The 21018-nt window shown below is 45.1% G+C and carries 11 protein-coding genes; 1 reads left to right on the top strand and 10 read right to left on the bottom strand.

Features of this window, described 5'->3' with window-relative positions:
- Positions 1 to 6 precede the first annotated feature (6 nt).
- The 9 genes from MKY63_RS14885 to MKY63_RS14845 form a co-directional block, all read right to left on the bottom strand.
- Entirely contained in the window at positions 7 to 1077 is a 1071-nt protein-coding gene (locus MKY63_RS14885; protein WP_038573239.1) for a trifunctional transcriptional activator/DNA repair protein Ada/methylated-DNA--[protein]-cysteine S-methyltransferase, read from the bottom strand.
- Positions 1078 to 1084: 7 nt separating this feature from the next.
- Positions 1085 to 1873 carry an isocitrate lyase/phosphoenolpyruvate mutase family protein gene (locus MKY63_RS14880; protein ID WP_051491382.1) on the bottom strand — a complete coding sequence of 263 codons (789 nt, stop codon included), beginning with the start codon at positions 1871 to 1873 and terminating at the stop codon, positions 1085 to 1087.
- A 162-nt stretch (positions 1874 to 2035) separates the two neighbouring features.
- On the bottom strand, positions 2036 to 2962 hold the full coding sequence (locus tag MKY63_RS14875; RefSeq protein ID WP_036685626.1) for a DMT family transporter: 927 nt from the start codon (positions 2960 to 2962) through the stop codon (positions 2036 to 2038).
- Positions 2963 to 3170: 208 nt separating this feature from the next.
- Positions 3171 to 10547: a pectinesterase family protein gene (locus MKY63_RS14870; protein WP_076098809.1), complete on the bottom strand. Its 7377-nt coding sequence runs from the start codon at positions 10545 to 10547 to the stop codon at positions 3171 to 3173.
- An 80-nt stretch (positions 10548 to 10627) separates the two neighbouring features.
- The gene (locus tag MKY63_RS14865) at positions 10628 to 12214 is read right to left on the bottom strand and encodes a glycoside hydrolase family 43 protein (protein WP_076098810.1); all 1587 of its coding nucleotides are present in this window, start codon (positions 12212 to 12214) and stop codon (positions 10628 to 10630) included.
- A 75-nt stretch (positions 12215 to 12289) separates the two neighbouring features.
- Entirely contained in the window at positions 12290 to 13660 is a 1371-nt protein-coding gene (locus tag MKY63_RS14860) for a glycoside hydrolase family 28 protein (RefSeq protein WP_076098811.1), read from the bottom strand.
- A gap of 5 nt (positions 13661 to 13665) precedes the next feature.
- A complete protein-coding gene (locus tag MKY63_RS14855) occupies positions 13666 to 14823 on the bottom strand; it encodes a glycoside hydrolase family 88 protein (protein WP_076098812.1) in 1158 nt (385 codons plus the stop codon).
- 94 nt (positions 14824 to 14917) lie between these two features.
- Complete coding sequence (locus tag MKY63_RS14850) at positions 14918 to 16474, bottom strand: extracellular solute-binding protein (protein WP_036685421.1); 1557 nt, start codon at positions 16472 to 16474, stop codon at positions 14918 to 14920.
- A gap of 89 nt (positions 16475 to 16563) precedes the next feature.
- On the bottom strand, positions 16564 to 17529 hold the full coding sequence (locus MKY63_RS14845; RefSeq protein WP_036685424.1) for an ABC transporter permease subunit: 966 nt from the start codon (positions 17527 to 17529) through the stop codon (positions 16564 to 16566).
- Positions 17530 to 17804: 275 nt separating this feature from the next.
- Here MKY63_RS14845 and MKY63_RS14840 point away from each other — a divergent pair, with 275 nt between their 5' ends.
- Positions 17805 to 18689 (top strand): carbohydrate ABC transporter permease, encoded by an 885-nt coding sequence (locus tag MKY63_RS14840; protein ID WP_036685426.1) that lies wholly within the window; start codon positions 17805 to 17807, stop codon positions 18687 to 18689.
- Between the two features lie 65 nt (positions 18690 to 18754).
- On the opposite strand, the gene MKY63_RS14835 is transcribed toward MKY63_RS14840, so the two are convergent.
- On the bottom strand, positions 18755 to 21001 hold the full coding sequence (locus MKY63_RS14835) for a helix-turn-helix domain-containing protein (protein WP_076274652.1): 2247 nt from the start codon (positions 20999 to 21001) through the stop codon (positions 18755 to 18757).
- Between the last annotated feature and the right edge of the window lie 17 nt (positions 21002 to 21018).

Below are 21018 nucleotides of genomic sequence, written 5' to 3'. Positions count from 1 at the left end.
AGTAGTTTAAATGAAATTATTCTGATTTAAGGAGCGGTTAGACTCATGTTTGATTAACCATTCTTTTCTGGCAAGCCCGCCTCCATAGCCACCCAATTCACCATTGCTGTTTATCACTCGATGACATGGAACCAAGATTGAGAGTTGATTGGTACCATTCGCCCTTGCTACAGCGCGGCAAGCAGAGGGATTGTTGATTTTCTCTGCAAGCTCCTTATAAGAAACTGTCTGTCCCAGAGGTATTTTCCGGAGTTCATTCCACACCTTTTGCTGAAAGTCTGAGCCCAGATAACGAACCGGCGTTGTAAATTCCGTAAGTTCACCTGTGAAATACAGCTTCAATTCCTCCTCAATTTGGTGAAGGACGGCTACCTTTTCAGGTAATATAGTTGCATTTAGGCGAGTGCGTAATCTTTTGATTTCATTTTCAAGACCCTTGCGATCCACAAATTCCAGCAGTAAAAGACTCTCTTCATCGGAGATGGCCAGCATGGAACCCAATATCGTTTCTATCCAAGTACAGTACAGCACTTTAATCTGCTTGGAATGATTCGGGACAGTCCCCATCGTTCGTGAAAAGGCATCCCTAAACCCATTGCTCGAATCGTACCCGCTTTCCAGTTGTGCGTTAATGATTGAATCCCCATTCCTAATATGTTTGAATGCCAGTCCTAAACGTCTAGAACGTGCATATTCGATAAAGGTCATCCCGAATTGTTTCTTAAATTGGCGGCGTGCCGTGTTTGCACTAATAGACAGCTCATCAAAATCTTTATCTGTCCATTTTCGTTCCGGATTGCTCTCAATAGCCTCTACTAGCAGCTTTACTTCAGGAGACATTTTTGTTGGATTGGATAGCGGCTGACACCTTTTACAAGGTCTATATGAAGCTAATAAGGCTTCCTTGGCTGTAGCAAAAAACTCACAATTTTCTTTTAATGGCTTTTTAGCGGGACAAGTTGGCCTACACATGATGCCCGTTGTTTTCACTCCTACAAAAAATACGCCCTCATAATTCGAGTTTTTCTCGACCAGCATCTTATAATATTTATTGATATCCTGCTCATTAGTTATCATAGTATGGTTAGCTCATTTCTAAATAAAGTCCTGAGGCATCAAGCGTTTGCCGGGCATTTTCCTGAAGATTATGTTGTGCCTGAAAGAAACTACGCGGGCCATAGCTAATCCGTTTCACGCCAATTTTTTGCAATTCATGATTTGAAAGCATACCGTCCATAACCATGATATTCACAGGCAGTGGCGATTTTTTGACAAATTGTTCAATCAAGCTTGGATCAGCGAGCCCCGGTATAAAAATCCCATCCGCTCCAGCGTCAGCATAAGCATAGGTACGTTCTATAGCTTGATTCACTAGATCCATCGAATGTTCCTTATCCTTGAAAAAAATATCCGTTCTAGCGTTAATAAACACACGCTTTTGCAGTTTGGAGGCTACTTGTTGTATGGTTTTGATCCTACGGCTTTGTTCGCTGGTCTCCCATAGTTCATTGTTAGGATGATTTACAATCTGATCTTCAAAATTGATACCACAGATGTCTAATTGAAATAACTGCTCCATGTTATGCGCTAAAGTATCCTCATCTATAGCATATCCACCTTCGATGTCTACGGTCAATGGAACCGCTACTCGTTCGGCAATCTTTGAAATCATCCAAAGCATAAGCTCAAATGTAAGCTGTTCACCATCCGAATATCCCCACGCTTCCGCCATGGAATAGCTGCTAGTTGCTACCGCCTTTGATCCAGCTTGCTCTATTGCTTTAGCCGAGGCTACATCCCAGCAGTTGTACAGAATCAGTGGATTTTTTTGATCATGCAGCGTTTTAAAATAGTCATAGTTTTTAGTGTTCATAAGTGGTCATCTCCATTTAGTTAAGAATAGAACCACTATATATTAGACATCCATTATCGATACCAGAAAAATTAACACCAATCTTTTTTTCCACAAAAAAAACACCGATAGATAATCTAATCCTCTCAGGATCAGATCATACCATCGATGCCAGTTTGCCGATTAAAGTTCTACCTTACGAAGTGATTGCTTCGGTGATGATTTGGGTGACTTTTTCCCTGTCCCCATCGGGAGGATTTGTGGAGCTGCGATCCCGATCAGAACTACGATAATCCCGATCCAGCGAAGTAATGATACCTCTTCTTGCAGAACTAACACGGAGGCTACTACAGCTGCCGGTAACTCCGCTGCCCCTAAAATCGCGCCTAGACCTGAACCCAGCTTCGGAACCCCGATCGAAAAGAACAGAACTGGAATTACGATGCCCAACAAACCTAGAGGTAGGCCGTATTTCCAAAGCCCATCGCTAATCGCACCGTCATATAAAAACGAAGGAGAAAAAACAGTCATAATAATAACCATTGCACTAGTGGTCATATACAAGCTTTTATTAACGGCAGGTACCTGCGTAGCTACTCTTCCACTCACAAAAATATAGAAGGCAAACGACACGGCTGACATTAAGCCAAAAACCACACCAGTGGTCGTGATTCCACCTACACTCGGCTCAAGGATGCCCCCCGCTAATACCGTACCAATTAGAAGGATAACCATCGAAATCACTTTTTCCCGACTAGGAAGTTTTCGATCTACAACCGCCTCCAGAATTACACCGATCCAAGTAAATTGGAATAACAGTACAATCGCAATCGAAGCAGGCAATTGTTCAACGGCGAAGCCATAAAATATGCCAGTTAAACTGATGGTGATCCCAGCGGCTAATAATTTCCCGCCTGTTTTTAGCCCTAATTTCTTTCGAGAAAATAATAAGACCAGCAAGAGCAGCATACACCATCCAAAAAAGTATTGTGATCCTACCAATTGTTTCATTCTAAAGCCATCGTTCATTCCAAGCTTGACGATCGTAGAGAGTGAGCCATAACTACAAGCACCTAAAAAAACTAGTAAAGCATATTTGAATAACTTCATATTCATCGTAAACCTCTTCCCTTTCTCTTGAGCAAGCTCATTAACATAATAAAGCCCCTTGTCATCGAAATGACAAGGGGCGATTGAAACCAAAGAATACATCTTTGACAAAATTCCGCCACTCCATCCACTGGATAGAGTTTGGTTTATTTACTTATAACAACTCCAATCATAATATGATAAATCACACAGGGTGTCAACTTGAAATTTAAGGATTTAGCTGGAACAATCGATAGACAATAACAGCTGCCTGAGCACGAGTTGTATTGGCTTTAGGTGCAAAGTTATCTTTGCCTACACCTTGAATAATCTTTGCTCCGCTCATGAATTGTACAGCCTCACGAGCGTAGGATGAAACGTCAGCGGCATCATTGAAACTCACTGGCTGGTCCACTCCCACGACCGTAAGTTTGGCGAGTTGTGCTGCACGATAAGCCATCAACGCCATTTCCTCACGGCTGATTGTTTCATTAGCACCGAAGGTTCCATCAGATCTGCCCTGAATAATTCCTAGCTTCTGAGCAGCAGCAACGGAGCTGTAGTACCAAGCATCCAGCGAAACATCCTTAAATGTACTTGCCGCACTACCTTCCTCCAGCTCTAGTGCAAGCATCAGCATCTTCAGGAACTGCGCCCGAGTTACATTCAGCTGTGGCCCGAAGTTATGATCTCCGGTGCCATTCAGAATATCTCTGGCGGCAAGGGCTTGAATGCTATTTTGTGCCCAGCCTAGTCCAGCGATATCCTTAAAGGAATTTTCCGCATATCCTACTGCGAATCTGCTGGAATTGTCTGGTCTGAAGATGATCTTGCCAGTTGTCGGATTAAACTGGGAGTTTCTAACCACCTCTACAGTCCCGTCTTCACGGATTTGGTAGGCTACTATTTGTTCTACACCTGAAGTTGTCTTTGGTTTGTAATCCCGTTCAACCTTCAGTCCACGCCCAAAGCTGTCAAACTGTTTGCCATCAACAAAGAACTTAAACTCATAAATATCCCCGACATCCGTCTGAAGCGACAGTGTCTTCGCGTCAACTTTGCCAACTACAAGCTTAACGCTTGCGGCGTCAGATCCTGCCATCGCAAGAAGCAGGTCAGCATTTATTCGGAACGTAGACAATCCCATGTCTATTTCCAAAAGTTGAATTGCTTTTGCTCCCGCTCCAGCCAACTCACGAGCTGGCAAGGTCAGTTCAACCACCGAGCTGGCAGAGGATGGCTTCACTGTGATTCTCAACACTCCATTCTGCATTGAGCCAATTGCTTGTTGCAGAATCGTCGAGGATACCTCTGCAATAGCTTTACCATTCACATCCGCTGTCACGGAAAGAGTAACTCCATCTGCGTTCACAGTTGGTTCCGGTTGTTTCACTGGTTTGACTGTCGTTGAAGATGAAGTACCGCCCGATTCTGAAACCTGCGATTCTGCCTTAATCTCAATGGACATCGTACCTACAACACCGGAGTCATCTTTAGCTGTCGCTCTCACCGTTACTTTGCCTGCTGCAATTGCAGTGAGCAAGCCGGTATCCGTAATAGTTGCTCGCTCAGTAGCTGATCCATCCTCATTCACTACTGACCAGGTCACTGCTGGATCGGATGCATGGTCCGGCAGGATTACAGCTGCCATTTGCAGGGTTTGCCCTGACTTGATTTCGCTCACATTATCTTTGGAGGAGACTTTTATCTCCATGACGGATATAGGAATGACATGAACAACCGATTGTGCCTCATGCAGGATGTCAAAATCAACATCTGTGTTGGATCCTCGGAAAGAAATAAATCCAAGCGGCACGGCGATTTCACGGTTTGTCTTCTTCGCTTTGAAGATGATTTCTAAGAATTCCGCATCATCGGTCAGGATATTTCCTGCCTCCGTTCCAGCTACACTAACTGTTATTAGACCTGGACTGTCCTCATTAATATGAGTGATGCTGAATCCGTCTGGCAAGGTCTGAGCGGATATGAATTCCACACCAGATACGTCATATGCCATGGTAAAGTCTACAGCATACACTTCCTTGTAGACGGAGGTAGTAACATTTGTAAGCCCTACACGGTAAGTGAAATCCTGTCCTGCCACCACTGTGACCGGTCCGTTCAGCGTTGCAGCGGGCAGATTACGGGCAATCTCATCTTGTCCGCTGATATTAATCTCTAGGCTTCCGGATACTCCACTTCCATCTAGAGCTCGCGCAGTTACTTGTACGCTACCGTTCTTTCTAGCTGTCAGTAAGCCCTTCTCATTAATAACCGCTTTATCCGTAGAGGTTATCCCATCTGCTTCAGTTACCGTCCAGATAACTTTAGGATTCGTCGCATTCTCTGGAAGCACAGAGGCTTGCAGCTGCAAGGCACCGCCCTTCGACTCAATGCTGCTAATTCCATCTTTACCCGTTACAGTAATTGAAGAGACTTGTACCGCAGGTATCTGCTCTTGATCCACTAAGATCTTGGATTGCTGTGGATTCCAGCCATCACTTCCACCAAGCACAGCTTCAATCGTATAGGCAGCTGCCTCTTCTGCTGTTAATTGTTTGGACCAGCTGTAACGTGAAGCTGCATTAGCCCCCTCTCCGTAACTTAAAAACTCAGAGAACCGTGCAGTTTTGGAACGACCTTCATACCATTCATGCCAGCCAGTAGCACGAATATGAGCTCCCATCTCCGTGTTAATGAAGGTAGAGCTGCCATATTCTCTCCATGGCCGGCCTAAATCAACGGTTCCAGCAGCAACGCCCTCACTGGCAGTTAGTCGATTATTGATGAACACATAACCAGGCTTACCCGTTGCCGTGGAAGGCGCAGTAACATAGCCAGCACCCGCACTTTGAATCACATTATTCTCGAATACAGCAGCGGAATTACCAAAGATAAAGTCCACTGTACCTTCAATATGGCTGTCGACGAAATAAGCTCTTCCCTTGTCTGCGAACAGGGTATCCTGATATCCAAGAAGTTTAACATTTCTGTACACTCCCCGGTCTCCTTCAGCATATAAAGCGACTGCCTGACCGGCATCCCGCCCAGCACTGTTCTCAACCGTCATGTTCTCCAGTGTGAAATCAGTTGCCGCAACCTTTAATGTATAGCTGCCGCTGGTGCCCATTTCTTTACCATCTGAGCCAATGGTTTTCGCGGAGTCACCGTTAATAAGTACGGTACCTTCCCGGCTCTCACCGATGATACTAATATTCATCTTACTAGAAGGTACAAGCACCTTCTCCTTATACGTGCCGTTCTTCACTTTAATAATCGTGGTTAGGGCACTATTATCAGGTGCTGCTTGAATAGCGTCATTAATCGTTTTATAATCTCCTGTCCCATTCTGAGCAACAATAATGACAGGAGCTGGAATTCCCTTGACCACCTCGGATGGAAGACTGGCACCCTTATCACCGATGGCGATTACCGCATATTGATAGGCAGTCCCGTTGCTCAAGCCTTTATCGGTATAATCTGTTGCTTCGATGCCGTCGGCCACGACCGCATAGCTGCCACCGCTCTCCGAGCGTAGAATTTGATAGCTGCTAGCTCCATCAGCTACATTCCAAGTCAGATGGATATCAGTGTTGCCAGGCTCAACGCTAACTCCTTGTGGAGCCTGCGGCTGGCCGGAATTCTTGTATGGAACCGCTGGGGTAGCAGCTGAATCTAGACTACTACGGGTACCGCTTATTGCTTTGACTTTGTAATAATACGGTGTTCCGTTTACGAGCCCAGCATCAGTAAAGCTTGTGTCTGATAAATCAGACCCGAGCACTTCATAAGGACCATTCGCCGATGAGGCACGTTTGACAATGTACTGGCTCGCCTCCTCAATCGCTAGCCAGCTTAGTTTCATTACACTGTCACCAGCTTCCGTGGAAACGACAGGTGTTCCCAAAGGAGATTCCGGAGTAGCTTCAACAGGCGCTGATTCTTTTCCCTCCCCGGCCACATTTGTTGCAGCTACGACGTAACGGTAGGTTTGCCCGTTGGCCAAACCTCCGACGCGGTAAGTTGTGCCGGTGATTTCTTTTGCCACGAGTTCATAGCTACCTGAAGTCTCATTCCACTTCTTGATGCTGTAGCTGGCTGCATTCTCCACAGCTTTCCAACTGAGATCCAGTTGTGCATTCCGACTTACAGCAGCAAACGATTCTGGCGCAGGCAATTTCACCGCCAAAGCGGATGGGGTAATACTAATTTCATTGGAATTTCCCGATTCACCAGTGGGCGCCGTCGCCGAGATAACATAATAATAGGTAGTTTCGTTGGTAACTTCATTATCAATATATGATGTCTCTGTAATAGCATTGGCAATAGTCTCATAAGGCCCCCCGCTCTTAAGACTTCTCTTAACATTGTAGGAAGTTGCGCCTTCAAGAGCAGGCCATGATAGCTGGGCTGCTTGGTTTCCTGGAAGCCCAGTCAGTCCAAGCGGTGTTTCAATGGGCTCAACATAGATCTTTAAATTGTCTAAGTAATAATTTCCTGAGCCGCCGCCCGGTGTCTTGGACAAGATACGCCCAATGCCGTAGCTGGCGAAATTCGTGGTTGTGAACGGAAAAGAGCCCGCAGGCTGATCATCGATATATACATCCACTTTATCGTTGTTCACATCCACCTTTAGCTTCAGGTTGTACCATTGTTTTAGGGAATAAGAGCTCATCAGTTGATGATACTGGCTGCTCCCCCTGCTCATGGTTAGCGTATATTTACCTGTAGCTTCAGGAAGCGTTGGCTTTCTGCTCTCAATGGAGAATGCCGTTTTGCTTCCATCTGTACTCTGGGCCTGCAGGAACACCGAGGTTCCCGATTCTGTCGCAAACATAAAGTCAGTGTCAATAACCAGTGCACCTGTAATTGGCGCAAATTTGCGGATAAACTGCACGCTGCCGTTCGCACCATCGAACACATTCAATACTTGATCTGACGTATTCCCTTTACTGTCAGACGGTGTGGGAGATACAATAACCTTTTGAATTTCAGTCTGTGGATTTGGAGTTACATCATAATACTCTGGTGTCACACCTACGGCAACCTGCTCGAAGTCTTCATCCACATAATAGACATTACCTGCTTCACCTTCAGCTGTAGCGCTGGCCTCATCGGAATCAAAGCTTTCACCAAGCTCATTCACCGCGCTGACCACGTAATAATAAGTTTTTCCGGAGCTGAGTCCGGAATCAGTATACAAGCTATCTTTAATTTCAGTATTAATCGTTTTGTAGGGACCGCCGGAAACCTCGCTACGTTTAACACTATACGACTTGGCAGAAGCAACGTCCTCCCAATTCAACTTCACTTTCTCTTCACCGGCTGTGGCTGTAAGTCCACGGGGTGCGGCAGGAAACTGATCACTAAGCGGTTTCAGCTCCACCTCACTGAAGACAGACGCATTATAACGATTAACCTCGTTATCTACCTTAGCAGCATCGGCTGCAAGACCAAAATAAACCGTATCATTCAGGTCAAGCTTCACCGTGCCTACCTTGCTCCATGTTACTTTATCCGGCGATACCAGACCTGTCACTTCGTTACCAAGACGAACCAGCTTCACCCAATAAGGTGTATTGATGAAACTGTCCGGTTCTGTTTTTACCACCTTGGCTCCTGTGGTGGAGCGGGTAATCATAACTCCCTTCTTGCCATATTTGACATAAGGGATTGCCAGCATCGTCATTTTAGAATTGTCATTGAGATTATCACGAATCATGACACCTGCTTTGGCATAATCATCAGTTCCCGTTACGGAGTCGATTCTAGCAATAATTTCACCATTGCCTGTCAGGGTTTGATAAGCAAACTGAAAGTTATCAACAGCAGTTTCGCTCTCCGATGTAGCTCCGATAAGTCCAGCCGATTTGAGCGTAATTTTCCCGCTATCTGGATGAAGTGTAGTCACTCCCGCTATCCCTGGACCACCAACATCCACTGAAGTCCACGGAAGAACGGATCCAGAGGTGTTGACATGTATAGCTACGTTATCGGATTGTGTCTTGAGCCCTTTATTGTCTATAGCCTGAACAACAAGATAATAGGTACCATCCTGCACATTGTTCCAATTGAAACTATAAGGTGCTGTGGTAGCTTCGTCTTGCTTCACACCATTAACGATAAATTCCACCTTAGCAATACCATCGCTATCACTGGCAGAAGCTGTAACATTCACCTCGCTGCCTGACTCTATGATTTGGTTATTCACAGGATAATTGATAGCGGTTACAGGATTGTCCGTATGCTCATACCCTGATTTCCCTAACACAATGAGATCATTCAGATACACTTCTAAATTTGTATATCCCTCCGAAGATAACGTCGACTTCTTGCCATCCTCAGGATCGGTAGGATCTAGTCCATTAGCAATCTCCCAGCTATCATCCATACCGTCATGATCCATGTCGATTACATTGGAAGCTGTCTCTGTATAGTCTGGGTAACCGCCTATTTCAATAGGTGAATTAATATGCTGTCCAGTGCGATTCTTCACATCATTAATGACACGCGCATCGTAAGCATCACGTCTTGGCAAAGTGGCACCAGCATCAGCCATTACATTTGCGTAGGCTTCCTCCGCCGACACTGCCGTATATGGGTTAGGCATCTTTGCCGGCTCCGCAAGCTTAGAGATATTCGAATACTTTTGCACACCCTTCCAGTTGTCTTCGGTAACCTTCGGATTACCATCCATGATGTTCCCATCTATAAACAACCGGGTTTCTGGAGACACTTCCCCAAACAATTGATTTTTTACACTGGTGTAGGTGTTTGGACCATTTTTATAATAATTGTTAGTGATATTATATCGATAATCTTCTGCTCCCCCACCATAGGTCGAAGCGAATCCCCAGTTATAGATAACGTTATTAGACATTTCCGTCAGATCCACCAATTTGGTCACCGTCGGCAAACGGGGGTTGCGGCTGGTGCTATGAGCAATCAGATTGTGAAGGAAACTGGCATTTTTCCCACCCCAGATTCCTCCGTAGCCGTGACGTCCCTTCTGGTGAGTCGTCATCAGCATACTTTCAGCGGATATCGACCATTGTACGGTAGTATTCTCGTTGTCATACAGACTGACCACTTCATCCACCGACCAGCTGAATGAGCTATGATCGATAATGAGATCCTTATGGTACCTTGATCCAAAAGCATCATCTTCACTAGCTACCCGGTCGCCTAACCGGAAACGCATATAGCGCATAATAATATTGTCAGCTTCAACAGAGGTTGTGTAGTCGGCAATTGTAATTCCGTCACCTGGAGCCGTTTGCCCGGCAATCGTCAGATTTGAGCCGGTAATCTTGAGGGATTCCTTCAGATGGATGGTTCCCCCCACTCGAAAAACAATGGTCCGATTACTTTGACTTACCGCATCGCGGAAGGAGCCGGGGATCGGAGTTTCCTTGATACCATAATCAGCCAACGTCGTCACTTCATACACAGGTTGAGCTCTTCCGCCGGTTACATATTTGCCGCCGCCTTCCGCACCCGGAAAGGCAGGAAGCGCTTCCAAAGAAGCGGCCTCGACACCACCAAATGGCATACATGTTGCAAGAAGACTCGCGACCAGCGCCCCAGATAACCATTTTTTCTTCATACAAGACCTCCTAATATCTATTGGAATAAGAAGGGGGCCCTGTCCTCAGAGCAACCCCTTCCTTAGTAAAGCCGTGTGTATTATTCCTTGCCCTGATAACGGAAATATGCGAAATCAGCACTGCTGCCACCGAACTGCTGCATATCATGCGCCGCAATGCCAACAAAGTTCCCAGTGAAGCCTCCCGATAAAAAGCTGATATTCTGCGGATCGCCAAGTGGCTTCCACTCCGTATCGTCACCCTTAAGATAAACAAATTGCCCAGTCACTTCCTGCACCTCAACCGCGATCCGCACTGTCTCCCCTGCATTTAGTTCAATCATTACAGGCTCCGCAGTGAATTCATCCCGCTGACAGCGCATTAACCGCAGCACCTTGCCACGTCCTTCTTCATGGCTGATATACGCATAAAGATAGTTATCTTCATTCAGGTATAACAGTAGTCCTGCCATCTGCAGATAAGTATTCGGTTCATATTCAAGCGCTGTTTCGGCGCGGAAGCTTATATCCGTCTGGCGAATAGCCAGAATATGATGCTCAAACAGACTCTGCACGGATTCCCCGGCCCTGATTCTTAACCAGCCCGGTCTTTCAGCAAGGGAACACCAGCTTTCATTCCTAGGAATCCGCAGTGTATTCCAGTTCTTTTTCAATTCCGGGCCGTTAAAATCATCCTCGAATTCAAGCGTCCGCACTTGTTTCAGGACCTTCGTTCCTTTAGGTGCTGGTACCTTGAGCTGTGGCGCATTTCCGCCTGAGGTTAGTCTTAACCAGCCCTCCTCATTCCAGTGCACCTGCTGAACGGCAGTCTCTCTCCCCAGTATGGCGTATTCGCCTTCCAGGGGGCGGGTACACAAATGGGCCATATACCATTCACCTTCTGGTGTCTCTACCAGACTTCCATGGCCGGCACATTGAAGCGGCAGCTCGGGATTATCCCGTGAGGTCAACATCGGATTGAGCGGATCCACCTCATACGGACCCAGCAGCGCCTTGGAGCGCGCTACGGTTACGGCATGCCCCGATCCAGTGCCACCTTCTGCCGTAATTAAGTAGTAATAACCTCCCCGCTTGTAAATATGCGGCGCTTCCGTCTTCTTCAGCGGCGTGCAATCAAAGATTTTCACAGGTTCACCTATTAATTGGCATTGCTCTGGATCGTACTCCTGAATTACAATTCCGCAGGACTTGTTGCCTTCCGTAATCCGGTAATCCCACAGCTCATTCAGCAGCCATTTGCGCCCATCCTCATCATGGTACAGAGATGGATCAAACCCGCTGCTATTCAGGTATACCGGGTCAGACCAAGGTCCCTCAATATCCTCCGCAGTGATCAGATAGTTATGACAATCTTTAAAAGGCCTTTTAGTGCTCTTAACATCGGTATAAATCAGATAAAACAAACCGTCATAATAGCTAAGCTGTGGAGCCCAGATACTGCAATTTTTCGGATTTCCCCGCAGATCCACCTGATGAGTCAGAATATCTGTGCAATGCTCCCAGTCTGCTAAGTCCGCTGATTGATACACCCTTACACCGGGCAGCCATTCAAAAGAAGAAACAGCAATATAATACATCTCCCCCGCTCTTACAATACAAGGGTCAGGATTGAAGCCTTTTAATATGGGATTGTGAATAATTCCAGTCTGAATATTATCTGTAATCATCTTCATACTCCTTCCTATTTCCATACATCCGCACCCTTCACCCTAAGCAAATCTGCAGTCTATCCTGTTCAATTATCAGTCTGTCTGCTCACTTAGATCTTCCTGTGACGGGATAACGGTCACCTGCTGTACTAATTCTTCCACTTTACGGGTGTTTCTCGATTGGCAACCGGTGATATCTACCGTTTCTCCATTTTCAATATAAAAAGCCGGTCCCTCATGATTCTCGATCGTCACTTGGCGGAAGCGGATATCTCTTACGTTGCCAAGATAGAACCCACGGTTGTTCATATCCTGGATTCCTGACATCATGGCTGGACGACCAGGGATTGCATTCTCTGCCATGGAAATATCAATATCGGAAAAGGTAATTTCTGAAATGTATTGCTCCGCAAGGCCGTAAAGAAAACCTGCAGCAGCGTGAACATTCCGAGCAGTAATATTAGCAAAATGAATCCGTCGGAAGCAGGGGGTCTCCTCCGTCACCGGATAAGGATTCTTGTCCCATACGTATTTGTCCTTACCACGTGGTCCGCAGAAATAATAAAGATTAAGAATAAACGGACAGATCACGTCCTCCATCACGATATTACTGACACGAATATCTTCGACAACACCTCCGCGCCCGCGTCTGGACTTCAGCCGAATTCCGCGGTCTGTCTGCTTGAACACGCAATTGCTGATCACGATATTACGGATATCTCCGCTCATTTCGCTTCCCAGCACCACACCGCCGTGACCATGAATCATCGTGCAGTTAGTTATCGTGATATTCTCACACGCAACCCGCTCCTTCGTATCCTCCGTCCCTGCTTTAATGGCGATGCAGTCATCACCCACATCGATATTGCAGTTGCTGATGCGGACATTCACACAGGATTCTGGGTCAATGCCGTCTGTATTAGGCGAATCCGCCGGATTATAGATCGACAGATTATCAATCGTAACATCCTGGCAACAAATAGGATTCACAGTCCAGCTTGGGGAGTTTACGAGTGTCAGATCTCTGAGCGTAACTCTACGGCAGTTGTCGAAGCTGATAAGCTTCGGGCGGGGATACAGCAGTGAATCAGGAGAATTCCGATGTTTATCCCACCAAGGTGCGCCCCTTCCATCCAGCTTGCCTGCACCTGTAACCGATACATTCTCTAGATTTATTCCAAAAATACATGAAGCATGGACGTTCTGTTTCACGCCCTCCCAGCGGGAACTCACCACCGGATAATCGTTAGGATCAGAGCTGAAGCTAAGCTCAGCTCCAGGACTAAGCTGTAGCTCAATATTGCTTTTCATGAAGATAGCGCCTGTCTGATAGTGCCCGGAAGGAACATAAACTGTTCCTCCCCCTGCCTCGCTTGCCGCATGAATGGCACGGGCTATCGCTTCCGTTGAAGGCTCTGCACTATTAGGATGTGCTCCGTAGTCATTTATATTGTAGATAGACATGCGCTTCACTCGCTCCCTTTCGTCACGGCAGGACGCTGCAAATATTCATATTCTCCGCAAGCCAGGAGGAATGCGCCAAGCCCCTTCTGATCATTGGTAACAATCGGTTCACTGATATAATAGGTGTAAGTACCATCTCTCCGGTCTTCACCACCGAGTCCAGCGACCTGGCAGTTTTTATTCAGGTTAACCCAGCCATTTTTGGTTTCCAGCACAAATTCAGTAATAAGGCCTTGATAAGCACGGTCAAGTGTCTCGAACCAACTAGCATCCAGTACACCAATCCGAATGCCCTTAGCCATTGCATAGGTGATCATACTTGAGGCAGAAGCCTCCAAATAATTGCCTTTACGGCCGCCCATGTTTACAACCTGATACCAGACTCCGGCATCAGCATCCTGAACCTGACGAAGCGCTGTCAGCGTATCTGTCAGAATACGTGCCAAGATCTCGTAATCCGCGTGTTCCTTAGGGAGCATGCCGAGTACATCCACTAGCGCCATCACATACCAGCCCAGCGAACGCCCCCAAAAGTTCGGAGACAACCCCGTTTCAGGATCGCACCACGGCTGTACCCGCTTTTCATCCCATGCGTGAAACAGGAGACCCGTCTCAGTATCCTTGGTATGACGCTCGCACAGAATAAATTGCCGGGTCACATCGTCCAGACCCTTGCCGCCTTCATACTCAAGTAAATACTCCAGATAGAAAGGAGAGCCCATATACAAGCCATCCAGCCAAATCTGATAAGGATATACATTCTTATGCCAAAACGCACCTTCCGAGGTTCGAGGATGCGTTGTTATCTGCTTTCTTAATAAATCTGCTGCCATTTTATATTTCGCTAACCCAGTTTCTTTATGGAGCACAAACAGGATCTTCCCGTTATTTAAGTGATCAATATTATGTTCGCTCAGGCGATACCCCTTCACAGAGCCGTCTTCCTCAATAAAATAATCCATATTATCTTTGATGAATTGATAATATTTAACCTGCCCGGTCTGTCTCCACAGCAGCTCAAAACCCTTCAAGATGACTCCATAATCATAAGACCATTTTCCATGATATCCGTTATCCTCATATAATCTTGGCGTTCGCTCCATAATCGAATCTGCAATTCGAACACCCCAGCCCATACTCCTAAGTGCATTGTTGTCTTTCATTTTTTCCTCCTGTTTGAATAGATATGGTCCTAAACGCAGCCTCCCCATTTAGGACCCATCTACTATTTTCTTAGAATATAGTCTGTAGTACTTCTTAAGGATTTACAGCTTTATAAGCAGCTTCATATTCAGTAATGATTTTGCTGCCGCCGGATTTCTTCCACTTTTCAACCTCAGCTTTAAATCCGTTCAAATCAATTTTGCCAAGAATATATTTATAAGTGGCATCTGTCATAATCTTCTGCAATTCAGATCCTTGAGTAGAATAGGTCTCAGATTCCAGAGAGTAAGCAGGATTCAGTACAGCATATTTAGCATTCTCAACGATCAGCTTATCAGCTTCAACTTTGAGTGGATCAGCATCATGGATAATGAACCCATTCTCTAATGGACGAGATGCCGAAAATGGCTGAACTTCTTGCTTCCAGAGATCCGTATCCTTAATCGTAACCGCTTGTTCTCCATCAATTGTGTAGTGAACATCCTTAATACCGTAGGTCATCAAGCCATAGACATCTTCATTCATAAGATCATTAACAAATTTCAGGATCCGTCTTAACTCATTTTCATCCTTAACTTCGGATTTCGGGAAAGACAGCAGTCCCCCAATTCCGTTATTACCAGCCCAGATGGCACGATCTGCTTCATTGCCAGTGGAAGTGATATCGTTAACCATAACCAAATCCATGCCATCCTGTATGCCCTTAGACAGATTTAGCAGGTTCTTGCTGTCAAACAAGGCACCCACATAAATTCCAGCCTTTCCTTGCGCAAAATTCTGCTGCTGATCTGTTTTAGCCGTCACAGCAAAATCCTGATTGATATACCCACCATCATAAAGAGTCTTCATATAATCCATGGTTTTAACATAAGCCTCTGTATCGAACTCAGGTGTCATTTTACCCGCATCGTCAACGCTCCAATAGTTCGGTGTTCCAAAGTATGAGCCCAACGTCTTAAATGCTCCATATACAAGATCGCTGCGGTCCATGAAGCCTGTGGTATCCTTCTTGCCATTACCATCAGGGTCTTTTTCGGTAAACGCTTTCGCAACTTCCATCAACTCATCTGTTGTTTTTGGAACCTGCAGTCCAAGCTTATCCAGCCAATCTTTACGGAGAACAACGCCGTTTCTAGCCAAGGACTTCTGGAAAGGAACCCCGTACAGCTTACCTGCAATCGATGCCGATGTACGTGTATCCTGTGAAATTTTAGCCAAATTCGGGAACTCATCAAGATAAGGACTTACTTCCCAGAACATACCGGCCTTCAGTGCATTACGTACAGAAGAGTTATCAAGAATAGTCAGGGTAACGATGTCCGCTAGGGAATTCGATGCTAACGAAGTATTAATACGTTCTTCTTTGGAAGGATCCGGAATCCATGAGAATTCAATCTCTGTATTCGTTAATTCTTCAATTTTTTCCAGAATAGGACCCGTTGGTGTTGTAGACGTTTGTAAAATGTTCAGCCAGCTAATCTTTGCTTTAGCATCTAGCACATCTGCAGGTGCAGCAGTTGTTTTAGCAGTTGAATTCGTTCCCCCATTTGAAGAATTTGACTCCTTCGCGTTATTGCCTCCTCCGCATGCAGTGAGTACTAACCCGCTACACAACATTAAGGCTGCAATTTTTTTGTAATTGCGATTCATCAACATTACCCCTTTTACTAATGTATTTGTTGTTGTATCTTCCACCTCTGCCCTTAAGGCAGAGGTAAGAATTCAGCATACTGTGAAGCCTAATAAACACCATCTTCGCCGATTTTTTTAGCTAACTTGTTCGACAGCATAACGAGAATCAAGCCAACCACACCCTTGAACAGACCTACTGTTGTACTGAAACTCAATTGTCCGTTCTTTAAACCAGCTGTATAGATATAGGTATCGAAAATTTCTCCAACTTCGCGGTTCAAGGAATTGATCAGCAAGTACATATGCTCAAAGCCCAGATCCAGCGTGTGGCCAATCTTCAGAATAAGCAAGGTAATAATGATTGGACGAATCGCCGGCAGGGTGATATGCCATGTTTTGCGCAATCTTGCCGCTCCATCCATCTCAGCTGCTTCATATAACTGCGTATCCACTACGGTAATGGCTGCCAAATAAATAATGGTTGACCAACCAATTTCTTTCCAAATGATCTGTCCGATATACACGGTACGCAACCACTCGGGAGAAGTCAAAAAGCTGATCTTCTGCATCCCAAAGGCCGCCAACATCTCATTCAGCACCCCTCCATCCACATTCATAAATACATAGGAAATGGAGACGATGATAACCCATGACATGAAATGGGGGATATAAATAATCGTTTGAATGGTGCTCTTAAATAACTTGTGCTGAACTTCGTTAAGCATCAGCGCCACTATAATAGGTAGCGGGAAGAAAATAAAAATGTTTAATGCAAACAAGATAAGTGTATTACTCAATAGCATAAAGAAGGTAGGTTCTGTAAACAATCGGACGAAATGCTTAAACCCAACCCACGGGCTATCCGCTATACCCAGAAACGGCTGATAGTCCTGAAATGCAATGATAAGACCGCCCATAGGCAGGTACTTAAAAATAACAAAATACAAAAATCCCGGGAGTATCATTAGATACAATAACTTGTTTCTTTTTAAACTCAGCCAGCTAGGCCCCGTTCGCTTTTTTCTTAATGGATTAACTTTCGTGTTCAGCATGGTGACGTTTGCCTCTTTCACCTGATCGGCCTCCTTGATCGCGTTTCTTTACGATTCCCAGATTACGATCATTCGTCCATTACGTATATAATCATCAGATACTGATACTCCAAGAACCCTACAGCTATAAGGTTTTCCAGACCCGTGCATCTTATAGTGATTACTACAATACATAAAGATCATCTATGCCTTATCACGCTTTTTCCTCCCAAAACAAAGCCCAAGCTAATGATTATATACGGAATAACAGACCCCTGTTAAAGTTTCAATGAAACGATTACAAGGAGGATATCTGCATGTCGCAATCATCTTTTAAAAAAGAAACTATGGGTAGCCGGCTGTTTACTATTGTAAATACCACACTGCTTACACTCATTGCCCTAGCCTGTCTTTTACCCTTTGTCAATGTGTTTGCCAGTTCCTTTGCTTCAACACAAGAGGTAGTAGAAAAAAGCTTCATCCTGTTCCCGACGACATTCTCTTTGGATGCTTACCGTTATATACTGTCAACGCCTACTATCTTTAAAGGGCTTGGCGTATCTATCGGTGTAACTTTAGTGGGTACAGTTGTCAGTATGGTTCTTACCTCTTTAATGGCTTATGGATTATCTAGAAAATATCTATACGGAAGAGATTTCATCAATTTCGTAATCGTGTTCTCCATGCTCTTCAGCGGGGGAATGATCCCTACTTTCCTGGTAGTTAAATATTTCGGATTAATCGATTCCTACTGGTCCATGATCATGCCTGTTGCGATCAATGCTTTTAACCTGATCATTATGCGTAATTTCTTCCAGGCGCTGCCGGAAGGGCTAGAGGAATCAGCGAAGATTGACGGCTCTAATGATTTTGGTGTATTTTTCAAAATCATGCTTCCGCTGGCGATGCCATCTATCGCGACCCTCTCCTTGTTCTACGGGGTAGCTTACTGGAACACTTATATGAGTGCAGTTTTATATATGACAGACTCCACTAAGTGGCCTATTCAAGTCCTGCTGCGCCAAATTGTTATCGTCGCCAGCGGGATGCAGGGAGATAATGCTTCTGTTGATATTATCCCACCTGCTCAAACCATCAAGATGGCGGTTATCGTAGTCGCAACCGTTCCAATGCTGCTCGCCTATCCTTTCGTACAAAAACACTTCACCAAAGGAGCCCTGCTGGGTTCTGTAAAAGGCTAAAACATTGCAGCTATACAAAACAGCCAGCCCCGGTCTCCCGGGGCTGGCTGTTTGTGTTCAGCGCCTTACTTCTCCTGTTTCTGGGTTCGGTATGCACCTGGTGTTACATGTTCTTTTTTACGGAAGGATCGAATAAAGTTCTGCGGATTATGGTACTGCAGCCTTTCAGCAATTTCTTTAATGGTCATATCCGTTTCTACAAGCCACTTCTTAGCCATTTCCAGGCGATAGTTCATTAGATATTCGCTAAACGTCATCCCGTACTCTTTTTTGAAAATACTGCTTAAATAGTTCGGACTGTAATGAAGGCGATCACCGATTAATTCTAACGTTAAGTCCTGATCAAATTCTGAGCGGACAATCACCGCAATTTTATCAGATAAAAGGCGGAACTGACGGTCTGTCTTCTCCTTAACACTGGTCACCATCGGATGAATAACTTCTTTGACCAAAATGCGTTCGATCTCTTCCGGATTACGGATGTCTAACAATCGGTGGTACAACGTAGAATTGTCCTCTGTCAGCAGAACCTCTACACCCAGCAGCTGCTCCAGCTGAATCAGATTGTTGACGAAACGTATTAATGTGACTTCGAAATTCAAAGGATTCTTACTGTGCTTCATCATTTCCCCGAGTAATGGATACAGAGAACAGGAGACTTGTTCTTCATCTCCAATCCGAATCGCGTCAAATAACTGGGACTCAAACTCAGACGGATAATGCAGTAGAACTGGACCCGAGATTACCTTCGATATATCCTCATAGAAAATGATGGACTCTTTGCCCAGATTTAAACGATGGTGCAGCGCCTGCTTACTCATCTCACAAGCTTCCTTACTAAATAATAAATTATCGTAAAAATTGCTTATTCCAACACTAACGGATAGTTTCAGGATTTCTCTAGCTGTTCGAATAATTGTCTTCGCATAGTCCAGTGCTATTCTCCGGTTCTCCTGTTCATTCGCTCCCTCAAAAATCAGGATGGTCGCTTGTGTACGGTCATTTAATAGGATAGGAATCATCCGCTTCTCCTGCGGAATCAGCTCTTCCACCAGTTTGTTGACCGCCACAAGCAGAAGGTCCTTGTCGCTAGCCTGCCGTTCCCCATAGTTATCCAGCTGTATCAGCAGCGTTGCATACACCGAATTCTGTGACAGCTCATAACCGAAACGAGGCAAACCTTGATTCAGCTCTTCTTGAGATATCCGGCTACGAAATAGATTTAGAATAAACTGAGTTTCCAACTTAGGCATCTCAGACTCAATAAGACCCTCTAGGCTTTCTTTCTCCGATAAGATGGTATCAATCGAATTAATAATCCAGTCTACCTCATTCTTGGGCTCTAGCTCTGCATTGGCAGGTAATAATCGGCGCTGAATCTGCCGGAATGGCTTGGTGAAATACAAAGAGATAACGTAAGCGACTACCGCAATCAACAATGTAATAAGCAGTACCATCATCACAATCCCGAATCGGGTTGTCTTTAGTGCATCTGAAATTTCTGATTTATCCAAAAGAGTTACGTAAATCCAATTATTATAAGAAGATTTAGCATAAATAGCTTTTATCGATTGGTGATCAGCCCGCTCCATGGCAATCGTCCCCAATTGCCCCCCGCCTCCGGCAACATTAGTAATATGGCTAAGCTGATTACTAGTCAGCAGGGACTTCCCGGTTTCCGACTCATATAGAAGCTCACCCTCCCGGTTAAGAATAAACACCGGTGTGTTTCTTTCGGTCTGAAGGGTGCTCTGCAAGGTCTGAAGTGATATATCAGATAAGGCAATCGCCTGTTTGGTCTGTGAGAATACCGGCAGGGTATTTACAAAGCGGATGCCTTTATCCGTCTTAACCCAAAATAAACCCCGGCTACGGTTATTGATATAGCTCTCATAAAGTGTCCTGCTCTCTTCTTCCGTTAAATGTGAAAGCTTCCCATTAGAAATCTGCCATTTCTGCTCCAAACTGATTAAAGAATAATTAACAAAATCCATCCCCATACTGGCAATGTAGTTAAGCTGGGAATTAATCTCGCGATACTCCTCAAAATCCTGCTCCGTGATCGGATTCTGCACAACCTCTCTGAAGGAACTGGTGGTACTGTAAGTATTAAAAGCGTATTCGATGGTCTGAATTTTCTGTTCCAGAGTGTTTTTAATTTGGGTAATTAAACTCTGTTTATCATCCGCTACTCTCTCATTTACCGAATTAATCGTCGTCAGATAAATATAGCCACCGAAGCTAATAACCAGGCCAATCCCCAGCACTAGAATAGGAACAAAAATCTTGTAGAATATCCTGCCTTTTTTCATGATAGACTCCTTAAGCA

The sequence above is a fragment of the Paenibacillus sp. FSL R7-0189 genome, from assembly GCF_037969925.1.
GTDB lineage: Bacteria > Bacillota > Bacilli > Paenibacillales > Paenibacillaceae > Paenibacillus_AQ > Paenibacillus_AQ odorifer.
Note: the sequence above shows the minus strand (reverse complement) of the source record. Positions and strands in the feature narration are given on the sequence as shown.